This window comes from Microbacterium sp. UBA7513 (genome assembly GCF_002478345.1).
In the GTDB taxonomy this organism is placed as follows: domain Bacteria; phylum Actinomycetota; class Actinomycetes; order Actinomycetales; family Microbacteriaceae; genus Microbacterium.
The window spans coordinates 1-14,853 of the sequence record NZ_DLNJ01000036.1; the positions used below are offsets into that span (position 1 = coordinate 1).

Annotated in this window: 16 protein-coding genes; 5 read left to right on the forward strand and 11 right to left on the reverse strand. The window is 69.7% G+C overall.

Annotated features, from left to right (window positions below; genetic code table 11):
- From B2W79_RS17010 to dut, 4 genes are all read right to left on the reverse strand, one after another.
- A partial coding sequence (locus tag B2W79_RS17010; protein ID WP_414683554.1) for an aconitase family protein occupies window positions 1–530 on the reverse strand: 530 nt, incomplete at its 3' end.
- A gap of 108 nt (window positions 531–638) precedes the next feature.
- Window positions 639–1,373, reverse strand: coding sequence for a DUF3159 domain-containing protein (locus B2W79_RS17015; protein WP_071328689.1), 735 nt, complete (start codon window positions 1,371–1,373; stop codon window positions 639–641).
- Window positions 1,370–1,957 (reverse strand): DUF3710 domain-containing protein, encoded by a 588-nt coding sequence (locus B2W79_RS17020; RefSeq protein WP_292791628.1) that lies wholly within the window; start codon window positions 1,955–1,957, stop codon window positions 1,370–1,372. The genes B2W79_RS17015 and B2W79_RS17020 overlap by 4 nt, the downstream gene beginning before the upstream one ends.
- The gene (gene dut / locus B2W79_RS17025; RefSeq protein WP_060921812.1) at window positions 1,954–2,424 is read right to left on the reverse strand and encodes a dUTP diphosphatase; all 471 of its coding nucleotides are present in this window, start codon (window positions 2,422–2,424) and stop codon (window positions 1,954–1,956) included. Before dut ends, B2W79_RS17020 begins: the two co-directional genes overlap by 4 nt.
- Before the next feature lie 12 nt (window positions 2,425–2,436).
- Here dut and B2W79_RS17030 point away from each other — a divergent pair, with 12 nt between their 5' ends.
- Window positions 2,437–2,901 carry a DUF3093 family protein gene (locus tag B2W79_RS17030; RefSeq protein ID WP_083391705.1) on the forward strand — a complete coding sequence of 155 codons (465 nt, stop codon included), beginning with the start codon at window positions 2,437–2,439 and terminating at the stop codon, window positions 2,899–2,901.
- Between the two features lie 73 nt (window positions 2,902–2,974).
- Here B2W79_RS17030 and B2W79_RS17035 read toward each other — a convergent pair whose 3' ends face one another.
- Window positions 2,975–3,268, reverse strand: coding sequence for a DUF4193 domain-containing protein (locus B2W79_RS17035; protein ID WP_060921810.1), 294 nt, complete (start codon window positions 3,266–3,268; stop codon window positions 2,975–2,977).
- 199 nt (window positions 3,269–3,467) lie between these two features.
- On the opposite strand from B2W79_RS17035, the gene sepH reads away from it, so the two are divergent.
- Window positions 3,468–4,514, forward strand: a complete 1,047-nt coding sequence (gene sepH, locus B2W79_RS17040) for a septation protein SepH (RefSeq protein ID WP_292791632.1) — start codon at window positions 3,468–3,470, stop codon at window positions 4,512–4,514.
- 18 nt (window positions 4,515–4,532) lie between these two features.
- Here sepH and B2W79_RS17045 read toward each other — a convergent pair whose 3' ends face one another.
- Window positions 4,533–5,654 (reverse strand): alkaline phosphatase family protein, encoded by a 1,122-nt coding sequence (locus B2W79_RS17045; RefSeq protein WP_292791634.1) that lies wholly within the window; start codon window positions 5,652–5,654, stop codon window positions 4,533–4,535.
- Window positions 5,655–5,698: 44 nt separating this feature from the next.
- Here B2W79_RS17045 and B2W79_RS17050 point away from each other — a divergent pair, with 44 nt between their 5' ends.
- Window positions 5,699–8,140 carry a DNA gyrase/topoisomerase IV subunit A gene (locus B2W79_RS17050; RefSeq protein ID WP_292791637.1) on the forward strand — a complete coding sequence of 814 codons (2,442 nt, stop codon included), beginning with the start codon at window positions 5,699–5,701 and terminating at the stop codon, window positions 8,138–8,140.
- 60 nt (window positions 8,141–8,200) lie between these two features.
- On the opposite strand, the gene B2W79_RS17055 is transcribed toward B2W79_RS17050, so the two are convergent.
- On the reverse strand, window positions 8,201–10,312 hold the full coding sequence (locus B2W79_RS17055; RefSeq protein WP_371259832.1) for a DNA gyrase/topoisomerase IV subunit B: 2,112 nt from the start codon (window positions 10,310–10,312) through the stop codon (window positions 8,201–8,203).
- A 181-nt stretch (window positions 10,313–10,493) separates the two neighbouring features.
- On the opposite strand from B2W79_RS17055, the gene B2W79_RS17060 reads away from it, so the two are divergent.
- Complete coding sequence (locus tag B2W79_RS17060; RefSeq protein WP_025103577.1) at window positions 10,494–10,712, forward strand: DUF7455 domain-containing protein; 219 nt, start codon at window positions 10,494–10,496, stop codon at window positions 10,710–10,712.
- 26 nt (window positions 10,713–10,738) lie between these two features.
- Here B2W79_RS17060 and B2W79_RS17065 read toward each other — a convergent pair whose 3' ends face one another.
- Both B2W79_RS17065 and B2W79_RS17070 read right to left on the reverse strand, forming a co-directional pair.
- Window positions 10,739–11,776 (reverse strand): alanine racemase, encoded by a 1,038-nt coding sequence (locus B2W79_RS17065; protein ID WP_292791639.1) that lies wholly within the window; start codon window positions 11,774–11,776, stop codon window positions 10,739–10,741.
- Window positions 11,777–11,787: 11 nt separating this feature from the next.
- Window positions 11,788–12,492, reverse strand: a complete 705-nt coding sequence (locus tag B2W79_RS17070; protein ID WP_292791641.1) for an alanine racemase — start codon at window positions 12,490–12,492, stop codon at window positions 11,788–11,790.
- 84 nt (window positions 12,493–12,576) lie between these two features.
- Between B2W79_RS17070 and B2W79_RS17075 the strand changes: the two genes are divergently transcribed.
- A complete protein-coding gene (locus tag B2W79_RS17075; protein WP_071328694.1) occupies window positions 12,577–13,593 on the forward strand; it encodes a sugar-transfer associated ATP-grasp domain-containing protein in 1,017 nt (338 codons plus the stop codon).
- Between the two features lie 98 nt (window positions 13,594–13,691).
- Here the strand turns inward: B2W79_RS17075 and B2W79_RS17080 are convergent, their stop codons facing one another.
- A complete protein-coding gene (locus tag B2W79_RS17080) occupies window positions 13,692–14,384 on the reverse strand; it encodes a coenzyme F420-0:L-glutamate ligase (RefSeq protein WP_292791644.1) in 693 nt (230 codons plus the stop codon).
- A partial coding sequence (locus B2W79_RS17085) for a sigma-70 family RNA polymerase sigma factor (protein WP_292791646.1) occupies window positions 14,384–14,853 on the reverse strand: 470 nt, incomplete at its 5' end. The genes B2W79_RS17085 and B2W79_RS17080, both read right to left, overlap by 1 nt.

Below are 14,853 nucleotides of genomic sequence, written 5' to 3' on the forward strand. Positions count from 1 at the left end.
GCGGTCTGGCCCCAGCGGAGGAACTGGTACCGCTCGCCGTTGCGCTCGTACTCGATCTCGACGTTGCGCTCGAGGGCGTTCTCGGTGCCGAACAGGTCGGCGATGACGGAGTGGTCGATGACCATCTCGGCCGGCGAGAGCGGGTTGATCTTGTTCGGGTCGCCGCCGAGCGCCGTCACGGCCTCGCGCATGGTGGCGAGGTCGACGATGCAGGGCACACCGGTGAAGTCCTGCATGACCACGCGCGCCGGCGTGAACTGGATCTCCGTGTTGGGCTCCGCATTGGCGTCCCACGACCCGAGCGCCTCGATCTGCGCCTTCGTGACGTTCGCGCCGTCCTCGGTGCGAAGCAGGTTCTCCAGGAGGACCTTGAGGCTGAAGGGGAGCTTGTCGAAACCGGGCACCGTGTCGATGCGGAAGATCTCGTAGTCGGTGCTGCCGACCGTCAGGGTGCTCTTGGCACCGAAGCTGTTCACCGTGGACACGAATCCGTCTCCTTCTATTCGGATGGGAGCGACAGGCGCCTCCATCTTGCTCGCCGGTGCGGCCATGCGGCTAGCAAGGGGGACCTAACCAGTCTGCTCCGCGCTGGTCACCGGCGAAAGCCCGTGATTTATCTTGATGTCGAGATAAATCTATCACGCCGCCGCGGCGTCGTCGTGCGACGACGCGCGGGGATAGAGCGCGCGGACGACCAACCACGTCACCGCGATCAGGGGCGCGAACAACGGCAGCCCCATCACGAGCTTGAGGGTCCCGAGGGCGGTGACGTCGCCGGCCAGATACAACGGGAACTGCACGATCAGCCGCGCGAAGAACAGCGTGGCCCAGGCGATGCCGAGCCAGAAGAACGCGCGTCGCTTGCGACGGTCCGCACGCCAGGCGGTTCCCTCCCCCATGAGGAAGCCGACCGCGAGACCGATGACGGACCAGCCGATGAGCGCCGAGACGAGGATCGCCGAGCCGTAGACCGCGTTCGTGATGAGGCCGGGGACGAAGTTGTCCTCGCCGCGCCCCGTCCACAGCGCCAGCCCCGCAGCGGCCACAGCCGCGATCAGCCCGCCGAGAGCGGCCGACGGCGGCGACTTCTGGACCAGCCGGACGACCGTGAACACGGCGGCCAGACCGACCGAGACTCCGAGAGGCAGCAGCAGGGGTTCGGGGCGGAGGGTGAACAGGATCACGAATGCGAGGCTCGGCAGCACCGACTCCAGGATCCCGCGCCAGCCGCCCATGGCCGACCAGACGACCTTGTGCGTGCTCGCACTCTCGGACGGGTCGAGCCCGGCCTTGCGCGCTGCCCCGCCGAGTGCTGCTCCGAGGATCTCCGACGCGCTCTGCGTGCGCGGCTCCTCGGCGTCCGGCGTGGTCACGCGGAGCCCGGCGTCGCCGGCATCTTCAGCGGGATGAGGTCGCGCGGCGGCATGGGCGCTCCCCCGCGGACGACGACGATCGAGCGGAAGAGGTCCCCGACCTTCGCCGCCGCCTCGGGGTCGGACGCCGCCGCCCCGCCGATCACGCCGCGGAGGAACCAGCGCGGACCGTCGATGCCGATGAAGCGCGCCAGACGCAGGCCGGAACCCTCGCTGGCCGTCGCGGGGACCTCGGCGAGCAGCTCCTTGCCGAGCGGCCCCTCCCGCTCCTCGACGCGACCGCCCTGCGCCTTCACCTGGTCGCGCAGCTGGACGCGCGTCTCGTCCCACAGACCGCCGCTCCGCGGAGCCGCGAACGGCTGCACCTGGAGCGACGACTCGGCGTAGTCGAGCCCGACCGCCACGATGCGCTTGCTCTGCTCCTCGACCTCGAGCCGCAGGTTCAGGCCCTCGCGCGGCAGGATCTTGATCCCGCCGAGGTCGATGTACGGGCGGACGGGGTTCGCCTCGGAGTCGTCGAACGGGCCCTCGGTGGCGCGGTTCTCGGGCGCCGACTTGGAAGGAGTGTCGTTGCTGTCGGTCATTTCGCCTGTCCTGCTTCGTTCTCGGGAGTCTGTGCCTGGTAGCCGGTCGAGCCGAATCCGCCGGCGCCGCGGACGCTGTCCGGAAGCTCGTCGACCGGGAGGAACCGGGCACGGGTGACGGGCATCACGATGAGCTGCGCGATGCGATCGCCGACGGCGACATCGTACGCGCTGTGGATGTCCGTGTTGATCAGACTGACCTTGATCTCGCCCCGGTAGCCGGCGTCGACGGTGCCGGGCGAGTTCACGATCGAGATGCCGTGCTTCGCCGCAAGACCGCTCCGGGGCACCACGAAGGCCGCATAGCCGTCCGGCAGCGCGATGCGCACGCCCGTGGGCACGAGCGCCCGCTCCCCCGGCTCCAACCGCACAGCCTCGGCGGCGACGAGATCGGCTCCGGCGTCGCCCGGATGCGCATAGCCGGGGACCACTGCGGCGATAATGGGGACATCAACGGAATCGGTCACTCCATGAGGCTAATGCAGAACCCCGCAACGGACGCACGTCCCCGCTACCACGAACGACTGGCCCCCAGCCTGTGGCTGCTGGTCACCATCGCCCTGGCGGGACCGATGGTGTCCCTGATCTTCGTGCCGGTCGGCTCGACCTTCGCGCTGCTCCTCGGTGCGGCGGTCTCGGCGCTCCTCGTGGTGGCTGCCCTCGCCCTCGCTCCGGTGGTCGCGGTGCAGGACGGCGTACTCCGCGCCGGGCCGGCTCACATCGACGCGCGCTATCTCGGCGAGCCGATGGCGTTGACCGGCGAGGACGCGCGCAGCGCCAGAGGACCTGAGCTGCCCGCACGCGGGTGGCACCTCATCCGCGGCGGCATCGATGGCGTCGTCGTGGTGCCGAACACCGACGAGGCCGACCCCGTCGTGGCCTGGACGATCTCGACCCGCACGCCCGACCGCCTCGCCGCGGCCATCCGCGCCGCACGGGGCTGAGCGCACCCGCAGACGACAGCGCGCCCCTGACCGGGATGGTCGGGGGCGCGTGGGGCGTCGCTCAGAGGGCTGCTCAGGCAGCGCACTCCTTGCAGATGGGGCCATCGGGTCCCTCGTGGTCGAGCTGCGAGCGGTGCTTCACGAGGAAGCAGCTCATGCAGGTGAACTCGTCCTGCTGCGCGGGCAGCACGACGACATCCAGCTCGAGGTCGGAGAGGTCCGCGCCAGGGAGGTCGAAGCTCGACGGGTTGTCGGAGTCCTCGTCTCCGGTCGTGCCGGACAGCTTGTCCGGCACACGCTCCTTGAGGGCTTCGATCGACTCGGAGTCGTCTTCACTCTTTCGGGGAGCGTCGTAATCGGTTGCCATGCGGTGAATCTCCACTTTCATGGTGCGAGTGGGCGGGTGCGCCGTCGGGTAATCGGCGGCCATAGTTTGCATGACCGGCGGGCGTTTCGCAAATGCCCTCCCATGCGACAGGGCAAACTCACGGCACGCCCGCCGTATTCCCCGTTCGGGCCCCGCCGGCGTGACACCATGAACGCACACCCATCAGAGGGGCATTCGCATGGAAAACGTCACCATCGTCGGCACAGAGGCAGGAGTGCTCGTCCTCGCTACCGAGGCGGGCGAGCGGTTCGCGCTGCCCATCGACGCCGTGCTGCAGCGGGAGATCCGCCGCGCGACGCGCCAGGCCGAACCGGCCGCCCAGAAGCTCGCCGCGAGTCCCCGCGACATCCAGGCACAGATCCGCGCCGGTCTCACCGCCGCGGAGGTCGCCGAGCTCCTCGGGATCAGCGTCGACGACGTCGCCCGATTCGAGGGCCCCGTCCTCGCCGAGCGCGAGCACATCATCGGCCAGGCCCTCGCCGTGCCCGTCCTCATCGGCAGCGAGGTCGAGCCGGACGCGCAGCCCACCTTCGGAGCTGCGGTCCGCGCGAAGCTCGCCGAGGTGGCCGCTTCGTCCGAACGCTGGGCCAGCTGGAAGGAGGAGTCCGGTTGGATCATCAAGCTGGAGTTCTCCGCCAACGACGTGGAGCATGACGCCCGCTGGAGCTTCGATCCGCGGCGCAGCGCCCTCTCCCCTCTGAACGCCGATGCCACGCAGCTCTCCCGCCAGGGCTCGCTCCCGGAGGGCCTCATCCCGCGCCTCAGGGCGGTGGAAGCCGACCGTGCCGCTTCCCCCTACAAGGACGACAGCCGCTTCGACTCCGGTGCCTTCGGTCCTCGTCTGGTCCCGGCTCCGGTCGCAGAGGCCGACGAGCCGACCCAGCCCGAGCGCTCGGCGCCGGCGGTCCAGGACGCCGCGATCAACCGCGCGCCCGACTCCGCCTCGACGAGTCCGGAGACCGCCGACCTCCTCGAAGCCCTGCGCCGCCGTCGCGGCCAGCGGGAGCCGTCGCCGATCGAGCACGAGATCGAGGAGACTCCGGAAGAGTCCGACCCCATCGCCCTGTTCGCCGCCCTGGAGGAGCCCGACGACGAGCCCGAGGCCCCCGAGCCCGCGCCGCGCCAGCCTGCTTCCGGGGACAGCGACGGCAGCGGGCGTCGACGCCGCCGGAACGCGATGCCATCGTGGGACGAGATCGTCTTCGGAGCGCGCACCGACGAGTGATCGGTCCCGGGTCGCGCCTCAGGAGGCGAACGACCCGAACCGCAGGAAGGGAACCCGCGTCTCATCCGGCGTGAGCGCCCCGTGCTGCCCCACCATGCCGCGATTGCGCTGGTCGTCGGCCGTACCGTCGTAGAGCGCCCGGACTCCCGTGGCGATGGCCAAGACATCGCCGATGCGCTCCAGGACCTCGTCTCGCACGACCGGACCGAAGAGCCCGGCCTGCACCGCCTCCGAGCGGGTGACGACATCCGCCGCGCCCTCGAGGTCACGGCGAAGGCGCGTCACAACCAGAGCGGCATCGGCGTGGGGTTCACGGTAGAGGTGCAGCATGCGCGGCTCGCCTCCCACGTGACGGATACCCGCGAGATGCGACTCCTCGAGCACGACCTGGCGGTGGAACGGCACATCGACCATCCCGTGATCCGAGGTCACCACCACGCCGACCCGCGGGGGGACACGGAGCGACAATGCCCCGTCGATCCGCTCCAACGCGGCCACCCACTCAGCGGACGCGACACCGTGCTTGTGGCCCGCCTTGTCGACCTCGGGAAGGTAGCAGTACACCAGCGAGCCCGGATTCTCCGCAGCCAGCGTGTAGGCGACCTCGACCCGCTCCTCCGGCGTGGCGGCAGGCACGAAGGTCGCTCCCCGCAAGGTCGCGCGCGTGAAGCCGCTGTGCGCGTAGGTCGCTAGTCCGACGGCGAACGTCTCCCGTCCGACCGACGCCGCGCGCTCGAACACGGTGGGCGTCCCCTGCCAGGTGAGGGGATCCAGGCCGTCCGTCTCCCACCCGCTGAGCTGGTTCACGAGCACGTCCCGTTCCGGATCCCTGACCCGGTACCCGACGAGGCCGTGCTCCCCCGGCCAGGCCCCCGTGGTGAGACTGGTCAGCGCCGCCGCCGTCGTCGTCGGGAACACCGTCTGGGCGATGTCCTTCTTCGTCATGGAAGCGGTCAGCGACCGGGCATGACCGGCGTGGCCCCGGAGGCTGATCGCCCCGAGACCGTCGATCACCACGAGCACGGCCGAATCGGCGCGCGGCAGCGTGGCGGATTCGCCGCGGAGAGCGGCGCACAGGTCGTCCGCCACCCCGACGACGCTCCGGGCGCCGGGCGGCGCGGACGGTAGCATGAAGGACATCCGAGCCAGTCTGACACAGGCTCCCGTACGCCCTCAGGAAGTCCATGCCGAAAACCCCGCCGCCCGAGCCCGTCGAGGAACGCATCCAGGACATCGATCTCTCCCATGAGATGCAGGGCTCGTTCCTGGAGTACGCGTACTCCGTCATCTACTCGCGTGCGCTCCCCGATGCCAGAGACGGCCTCAAGCCGGTGCAGCGCCGGATCCTCTTCCAGATGGCCGAGATGGGGCTGCGGCCGGACCGCGGTCATGTGAAGAGCGCCCGAGTGGTGGGCGAGGTCATGGGAAAGCTGCACCCCCACGGCGACTCGGCCATCTACGACGCGCTCGTCCGCCTCGCGCAGGAGTGGGCCCTCCGGGTGCCGCTCGTCGACGGTCACGGCAACTTCGGCTCGTTGGACGACGGCCCCGCCGCCGCCCGGTACACCGAGGCGCGCCTCGCCGCGCCCGCACTGTCGCTCACCGAGAACCTCGACGAGGACGTCGTCGACTTCATCCCGAACTACGACGGCCAGTTCCAGCAGCCGGCCGTGCTGCCTGCGGCCTTCCCGAACCTGCTCGTCAACGGCGCCAGCGGTATCGCCGTCGGCATGGCGACCAACATGGCGCCGCACAACCTCATCGAGGTCGTCGCCGCGGCGACCCACCTCCTCGAGCACCCGGACGCCACCACCGAGGACCTCATGGAGTACGTCCCGGGCCCCGACTTCCCCTCGGGCGGGATCCTCATGGGGCTCGACGGCGTGAAGGACGCCTACACGACCGGTCGCGGCGCCCTCAAGGTCCGCGGACGCACGTCGATCGAGCCGTTGGGTCCCCGCCGCACGGGCATCATCGTCTCGGAGCTGCCGTACATGGTCGGCCCGGAGCGTCTCATCGAGAAGATCCGCGACGCGGTGCAGGCGAAGAAGCTCCAGGGCATCAGCGACGTCACCGACCTCACCGACCGCAACCACGGCTTGCGCGTCGCCATCGGGATCAAGACCGGATTCGACCCGAACGCCGTGCTGGAGCAGCTGTACCGGCTCACGCCGCTCGAGGACTCCTTCAGCATCAACAACGTCGCCCTCGTCGACGGCCAGCCCCGCACGCTCGGGCTCAAGGAGATGCTCAGCGTCTACGTCGGCCACCGCATCGAGGTCATCACCCGCCGCAGCCGCTATCGTCTCGCCCGTCGGGAGGAGCGCCTGCACCTGGTGGAGGGTCTGCTCATCGCGATCCTCGACATCGACGAGGTCATCCAGGTCATCCGATCCTCGGACGACACGGAGCAGGCCCGCACGCGGCTCCGCTCCGTGTTCGACCTCAGCGAGCCGCAGGCCGAGTACATCCTCGAGCTGCGTCTGCGCCGTCTGACGAAGTTCTCCCGCATAGAGCTCGAGGCGGAGCGGGACGCCCTCCTCGCGGAGATCGCGTCCCTGCGCGAGCTGCTCGCCAGCCCGGCGCTGCTGCGCGCGGCCGTCGCCCAGGAGCTGGACGCCGTCGCCGAGGCCTACGGCACGCCGCGCCGCACGCTGCTGATGAACGCCGCCCCGCCGAAGCCCCGCGCGACGAAGGGTGCCGTCGACCTGCAGATCGCCGACGCGCCGACCACCGTCGTCCTCTCGACCACGGGCCGCGCCGTTCGCGTGGACCTCGGCGAAGGGCAGGAGCTCACGGCTCCTGCCCGGCGCAGCAAGCACGACGCCATCGTCGCGACCGTCGAGACGACGGTCCGCGGTGAGGTCGGTGCCCTCACGAGCACGGGACGCGTCGTCCGCTTCTCCCCCGTCGACCTGCCCTCCGTGCCCGGCACGTCCGTGCAGCTCGCCGCAGGGACCCCGCTGCGCGACTACCTGGGGATCACGGCCAAGGGCGAGCGCATCCTCGGGTTCGTCCGTTTCGACAGCGAGACCCCCGTCGCGCTCGGCACCGCGCAGGGGATCGTGAAGCGCATCGTGCCGTCGACCCTGCCCGTGCGGCCCGACCTCGAGGTCATCGGCCTCAAGACCGGAGACTCCGTGGTCGGTGCAGCCGACGCGGCGGATGACGCCGACCTCGTGTTCCTCACCACCGACGCGCAGCTCCTGCGGTTCTCGGCTTCGACGGTACGCCCCCAGGGGGCACCTGCGGGTGGCATGGCGGGCATCAAGCTCGGCTCCGGCGCCGCGGTCCTCTTCTTCGGCGCCGTCGCCCCGGACACCGAGGCCGTGGTTGCCACGGTCTCCGGCGCGGAGAGCATCCTGCCCGGAACCGATCCCGGCCGTGCGAAGGTCTCGGCCTTCACGGAGTACCCGTCGAAGGGCCGCGCGACCGGTGGCGTCCGCGCCCACGCCTTCCTGAAGGGCGAGGACCGCCTCACCGTCGCCTGGGTCGGCCCGAACCCGGCACTGGCCGTCGACCCCACCGGCGCGGTGCGCAAGCTCCCGGACGTCGGGGCACGACGCGATGCCTCCGGCCAGCCGATCGACGGGGTCATCGGCAGCATCGGCCGCACGCTCGTCTGATCCGTTCCACGAAGAAGGGGACCCGGCCTCGCCGGATCCCCTTCGTCGTTGCGTTTTCCGTCAGGCGTCGATGGACTCGCGGGAGAGCTGGTCAGCGGAGTCGATGATGAACTCCCGCCGAGGGGCGACCTCGTTGCCCATGAGCAGTTCGAAGACCCGGCCCGCCGCCTCGGCGTCCTCCATCCGCACACGGCGGAGCAGCCGGCCGGAGCGGTCCATTGTCGTGTTCGCGAGCTGCTCGGCGTCCATCTCGCCGAGGCCCTTGTAGCGCTGGATCGGCTCATGCCAGCGCTTGCCGGCCTTGCGGAGCTTGGCGAGCAGCGCGTGCAACTCCTGCTCGCTGTACGTGTAGATGGTCTCGTTCGGCTTGGATCCCGGGTTGATGACGATGATCCGGTGCAGCGGCGGCACAGCCGCGAAGACCCGCCCGTGCTCGATGAGCGGTCGCATGTAGCGGAAGAACAGCGTGAGCAGGAGGGTGCGGATGTGCGCACCGTCGACGTCGGCGTCGCTCATGAGGATGATCTTCCCGTAGCGCGCGGCGTCGATGTCGAAGGTCCGACCGGAGCCGGCCCCGATCACCTGGATGATGGACGCGCATTCGGCGTTGGACAGCATGTCGCCGACCGATGCCTTCTGCACGTTGAGGATCTTCCCGCGGATCGGCAGCAGCGCCTGGAACTCGCTGTTGCGCGCGTTCTTCGCCGTGCCGAGGGCCGAGTCGCCCTCGACGATGAAGAGCTCGCTGCGCTCCACGTCGTTCGTCCGGCAGTCGACGAGCTTGGTCGGCAGGGTCGACGACTCGAGCGCGTTCTTCCGGCGCTGCGTCTCCTTGTGCGCCCGTGCCGACACGCGGGCCTTCATCTCGGAGACGATCTTGTCGAGCAGCTGCGTGGCCTGGCTCTTGTCGTCGCGTTTGGTCGAGGTGAACCGCTGCTGGAGGTCCTTCCGCATCACCTGGGCCACGATCTGGCGCACGGCGGGCGTGCCGAGCACCTCTTTCGTCTGACCCTCGAACTGCGGCTCCGGAACGTTGACCGTGAGGACCGCAGTGAGGCCGGCGAGGACGTCGTCCTTCTCGAGCTTGTCGTTGCCGACCTTGAGTCGGCGGGCGTTCTGCTCGACCTGGCTGCGGAGCACCTTCAACAGCTCCTGCTCGAAGCCCTGCTGATGCGTGCCGCCCTTCGGCGTGGAGATGATGTTCACGAAGGAGCGGATGCGGGTGTCGTAGCCGGTGCCCCAGCGCAGGGCGATGTCGACGGCGCAGACGCGCTCGACCTCGGTCGCCACCATGTGCCCGTCGGGCTGCAGGACCGGGACGGTCTCGGTGAACGTGCCCTCCCCCTGGATACGCCAGGTATCGGTCACCGGCGGGTCGACCGCGAGGTAGTCCACGAACTCGGAGATGCCGCCCTCGTAGAGGTACGAGGTCTCCACCGGGCCGGTCGGCGCCCCGTCCTCCCCCACCCCGGCGCTCGCGGTGCGCTCGTCGCGCACTACGATCTCGAGCCCGGGGACGAGGAAGGCCGTCTGACGCGCTCGCGTCTCGAGCTCGGCGAGCTGGAACGCGGCATCCTTGGTGAAGATCTGACGATCCGCCCAGTAGCGCACGCGGGTGCCGGTGACCCCGCGCGGCGCCTTGCCGATGACGCGCAGCTCGCTGTTCTCCTCGAACGGGGTGAAGGGCGCGTCGGGTCGCTTCTCCCCGGAGTCCTGGAAGATGCCGGGCTCGCCACGATGGAACGACATCGCGTAGGTCTTGCCGCCGCGGTCGACCTCGACGTCGAGGCGCTCGGACAGCGCGTTCACCACCGAAGCGCCGACGCCGTGGAGACCGCCGGACGCCGCATAGGAGCCGCCGCCGAACTTTCCTCCCGCGTGCAGCTTCGTGTAGACGACCTCGACACCGGTCAGGCCGGTCCGGGGCTCGACGTCGACGGGGATGCCGCGACCACGGTCGTGCACCTCGACGCTGCCGTCGTCGTGGAGGATGACGTCGATCCGGGAGCCGTTGCCGGCGACCGCCTCGTCGACGGAGTTGTCGATGATCTCCCAGAGGCAGTGCATGAGCCCGGGCGAACCGTTCGAGCCGATGTACATGCCGGGGCGCTTGCGGACCGCTTCGAGTCCTTCGAGCACCTGGAGATGATGGGCGGAGTACTCGGCATTCACAATCTCCGAGTCTATTCGCGGGAGGGAGCCGCCCCTCGCAGACACTCCCCGGGGCGCCGCCATCGCGGGTGCACGCGTACGCGCTGAGCGAAACACGCCGTCGACCGGGCATGCCCCCAGGTGCAGCGTGGTTGTATTGAGCACGACCAACAAGGACGCCGACACCCGAGGAGGCCCCGAGATGAATGCAACGACCGAACGTGAGACCTCCGCTGTCGAGTACCGCCTGACCGCGATGGACCGCTGCGACTCGTGTGGAGCGCAGGCCTACATCGCCGCCGAGGTCAACGGTTCCGAGCTGCTCTTCTGCGCCCACCACGGCCGCAAGTACGAAGAGAAGCTGCGCAGCGTGGCCACGAGCTGGCACGACGAGACCGCTCGTCTCATCGAGACGGTCTGATCAGCGCCTGACCCGGCCGAGCCGGTTCAGTCCACGACCCTCCGCCGAATCCGCGGACCGAGGCGGGTGAGGATCTCCTCGCCCACCGTATCGATCCGCTCGGCGAGGGTCGTTGCTGTCTCCTCCCCCTGTGCTCCGGGGCCGAAGAGCGTCACCTCGTCGCCGACCGCCATCTCCGGCCAGCCTTCGACCGTCATCGTGGCGACATCGATGGTCGAGACCGTACGCGAGCCGGCGGGGGTGCCCACCGTCATCCCGGTCAGTGTGGAGGGGACACCGTCCAGACTTCCGACGGCGACGATCGCGCTCTCGCCCTCCACCCGCACGACCGGCGCGACGAGACGCGCCGCAGGACGAACCCCGTCAAGCTCCGGACCGTCCGCCGAGCGGATGCCGTAGCAGAACGCGCCGATCCGCGACACGGTCCCGCGCAGCTCAGGTCGCCACCAGGACGCCGCCGAGGCCGTGAGGTGCAGGGACGCCGGCCGCGGCCCGGAGAGACCGACGACTCGGACGGCCTCGAGGAACAAGGCCTGCGCCGCGTCGTCCTCGGCGTCGCTCGCCTCGGCGATATGGCTCCAGACCCCGACGAGGGCGAGGGCGCCGGAGCGTTCGGCCTCCCGAGCCTCGGCGACCGCGGCCGCCCAATCCTCCGGCCGCACGCCGTTGCGGTGCAGCCCGGTGTCGATCTTGAGGTGTACCCGGGCGCGCGCACCGAGGATCTCCGCCCGGGCGATGATCCGTCGGAGATACTCGACCGTGCCGACGCCGAGCTCGATGTCCTGCAGGAGCGCCTCGTCGATCTCCTCATCGGTCGAGGTCGCCCAGGCGAACACCGTCACCTCGCCGCCCGCGATGCGCCGGACCTCGACGCCCCCGCGCACGTCGTAGCTGCCGAAAGAGGTCACTCCGGCCTCGAGGGCCGTCTCGACCGCCCAGCGGAGCCCGTGGCCGTAGGCGTCGTCCTTGAGGACCAGCATCAGCGCGGAGTCGCCCAGGCGGTCTCGGACCGCCGCGATGTTGCTGCGGAACACGGCGCTGTCCAGACGCAGTTCGGGGCGCATCGGGCCACCCATCATGCCTCCCATCCGCGCACGGAGTGCGCTCCGGGGACCGCGACGAGCTCCGCCGGGGTCATCCCGGTGAGCGTCGCCCAGCGTGCGATGGCGCCGGACGCGGGGCCGGCACCACCGAAGAAGGTGACCGCGTCGCCGACGTCCGCCGCGGTGTCCTGGAGATCGATGACGCAGACGTCCATCGCGACACGCCCGACGATGGGGTGCAGCGCGCCGTCGATCTCCACGTCGACCTGATTGCCGAGGCTTCGGACGACGCCCTGGGCGTAGCCGCCCGTCACCAGCGCGACGACGGTGTCCTCCGCCGCACGGAACGTGTAGCCGTAGGAGACGGCCTCCCCGGCCCGCAGACGCTTGGTGGACATGACGCGGCCGACGAGACGCATGACCGGAGCCGTCGCCGGGAGCCCCTCCGCGGACGGCAGCCCATAGAGGAGAAAGGGATCGAGGTCTGGCTCTCCGGTGGTGGTCGCGGTGATGCCTTCGAGACGGAGCGCCTCGACCTCTCCGGGAGAGTCCACGAGCACCTCTTCCGCCCCCGCGGCGGTAACCACCTGAGCGACGGCGAGCAGCCCATGTCCCCACGCATCGCGCCGGAGGTCGGCCCGGCGGCCGCCCGCCCGGATCGCCGCGGACGCGCCGGCCGCGAGGGCCGAGCGCGAGATCATCGCCTGCGGAAGCGCACTCGAACTCGTGTCACACACGTCTTCCAGCCTAGCTTCCGTGCTCCCAGGAGCCTGGGGGCTCCCCGCGTAGACTGGGACGTCGATCCCTAGACCCGGAGCTTCATGTCACGCCTTTCTCTCGCGCCCCGCATCCGCTATCTCCTCGGCCGCGCCCGCCGCATCGACGTCGGTTCGGTGTTCGAACGGGCCAGGGAGGCCTCGGCCCAGCACCACCGCCCCGTTCCCACGATCGTCGCCGACATGCTCTGGTCGGCGGCTCGTCACAACGTGGGTTTCCAGGACTACATCGACTACGACTTCGCGATGCTCAACCGTGCCGAGCGCGAGACGTACATGACGCACCCCGTGTCCAACCAGCTCTCGCAGAAGTACGACCACCCCGACTTCCGCTGGATCTTCCAGGACAAGATCGAGTTCAACCGCAAGTTCTCCGCGCATCTGCACCGCGAGTGGATGGTGGTCGAGGAGGGGAACGCCGACGAGGTCCGTGCCCTGACGGAGCGCCTCGGCACGATCGTCACGAAGGAGCCGGTCGGTCAGGCCGGGACCGGTGTGCACCGGTATCACGCGGCCGACATCACGGACTGGACCGAGTTCCACCGCGGCCTCCTCGATCGCGGCGAGCTGCTGATCGAAGAGGTCATCCGTCAGCACGACGACCTGGCGGCCGTGTGCCCCGGGACCGTGAACACCACGCGCATCACCGCGTTCTTCGACGGCGAGAAGGCACACATCCTCGCGATGGCCCAGAAGTTCGGACGCGGCGCGGTCAGCGACCAGATGACCTTCGGCGGCTTCTACACGATGCTCGACGAGAACGGGCACGCGGTCGGGGCCGGCTACGACTCGCACGGCCACGTCCACGAGACGCACCCGGACTCCGGGTTCCGCATCGCCGACTTCCAGCTGCCCTACATGGACGAGGTGCGCGCGTTCATCGATCAGGTCGCCCGCGTCGTGCCGCAGGTGCAGTACGTCGGGTGGGACGTCGTCGTGACCCCGGACGGCCCCGTCCTCGTCGAGGGCAACTGGGGCGCGGGCGTGTACGAGAACAAGCCCAGCGTCACCGGCATCCGCACCGGCCACAAGCCGCGGTATCGCGAGGTCATCGGCTTCTGAGCCTGTCGAACCGTCGACCCGGCCCCTTACGCGCGAACCGGCCCCTTGCGTTTGCACGCAAGGGGCCGGTTCGTTCGTAAAGGGGTGGTTCGACCTGCTCAGACCGCGCGGACGATGCCGAGCGGGGTGGACTCGAGGCCCTGACCGAGCGGGTTGTCCCCGAGGATCTTCACCAGGCGCAGCTCCCCCGCCTTGTCCAGCGTGGAGCCGAGGATGTTGCCGCCGAGATCGTTGATGTCGACCACGGCCACCTCGGCCCGGCCGCCGATCAGCGTCTTCAGGTGCGCCGCGACCCGGTCCGGGTCCTTCGGCCCGAGCACCACAGCCTCGTTGTACGGAGGGATGGTGTGCTTCGTCGGGCCATCGATCGCGCGGGCCTTGTCCCCCGCGATGCGGTAGAAATCGCCCTTGCGCCCGAACGCCTTGGTGACCGCCGAGACGGCCGCCGCGAAGAGGATGCGCGGCGTACCGCACTCGCGCAGCGCCATCTCCATCGTCTCCGGCATGCCGAGACCGATGCCGTACGGCGTGCGGGTGACGTACTTCGACAGGAACAGCGCGAGCTTGCGCGGCTTGATCTCGTCCAGGCGGTAGGACCGCCCCTGCGTGATCGCGACGATCTTCTCGGTCACGAAGAGCAGGTCGCCCGGCTGGACGGCGGCCTTCGCGTACTCCGTGATGATGGCGTCGAGATCGTCGTCCGGCATCACGACACGGGTGCGCAGCGGGATCCGCGCATAGCTCTTTCCGTCGACGCTCGTCTCGAGCGCCTTGCCCTCGTTCGCCTGCATCACTCGAGGTAGTCCCGCAGCGACTGCGAGCGGCTCGGGTGGCGCAGCTTGGCCATCGTCTTCGACTCGATCTGGCGGATGCGCTCACGCGTCACGCCGAACGTGTCACCGATCTGGTCGAGCGTCTTCGGCTGACCGTCGCCCAGGCCGAAGCGCATCCGGATCACTCCGGCCTCGCGCTCGGAGAGCGAGTCGAGGAGCTGCTCGAGCTGACGCTGCAGCATCGTGAAGCCCACGGCGTCGGCGGGAACCACTGCCTCGGTGTCCTCGATGAGGTCACCGAACTCGCTGTCGCCGTCTTCACCGAGCGGGGTGTGCAGGGAGATCGGCTCGCGGCCGTACTTCTGCACCTCCACGACCTTCTCCGGGGTCATGTCGAGCTCGCGGCTCAGCTCTTCCGGAGTAGGTTCGCGACCGAGGTCCTGCAGCATCTGCCGCTGCACGCGGGCGAGCTTGTTGATGACCTCGA

Excerpts from the sequence above, each read along its gene's own strand:
- B2W79_RS17020 (WP_292791628.1), bottom strand. The coding sequence starts at position 1,957 with ATGACCGACAGCAACGACACTCCTTCCAAGTCGGCGCCCGAGAACCGC.
- B2W79_RS17030 (WP_083391705.1), top strand. The coding sequence starts at position 2,437 with ATGCAGAACCCCGCAACGGACGCACGTCCCCGCTACCACGAACGACTG.
- B2W79_RS17035 (WP_060921810.1), bottom strand. The coding sequence starts at position 3,268 with ATGGCAACCGATTACGACGCTCCCCGAAAGAGTGAAGACGACTCCGAG.
- sepH (WP_292791632.1), top strand. The coding sequence starts at position 3,468 with ATGGAAAACGTCACCATCGTCGGCACAGAGGCAGGAGTGCTCGTCCTC.
- B2W79_RS17045 (WP_292791634.1), bottom strand. The coding sequence starts at position 5,654 with ATGTCCTTCATGCTACCGTCCGCGCCGCCCGGCGCCCGGAGCGTCGTC.
- B2W79_RS17050 (WP_292791637.1), top strand. The coding sequence starts at position 5,699 with ATGCCGAAAACCCCGCCGCCCGAGCCCGTCGAGGAACGCATCCAGGAC.
- B2W79_RS17060 (WP_025103577.1), top strand. The coding sequence starts at position 10,494 with ATGAATGCAACGACCGAACGTGAGACCTCCGCTGTCGAGTACCGCCTG.
- B2W79_RS17065 (WP_292791639.1), bottom strand. The coding sequence starts at position 11,776 with ATGCGCCCCGAACTGCGTCTGGACAGCGCCGTGTTCCGCAGCAACATC.
- B2W79_RS17075 (WP_071328694.1), top strand. The coding sequence starts at position 12,577 with ATGTCACGCCTTTCTCTCGCGCCCCGCATCCGCTATCTCCTCGGCCGC.
- B2W79_RS17080 (WP_292791644.1), bottom strand. The coding sequence starts at position 14,384 with ATGCAGGCGAACGAGGGCAAGGCGCTCGAGACGAGCGTCGACGGAAAG.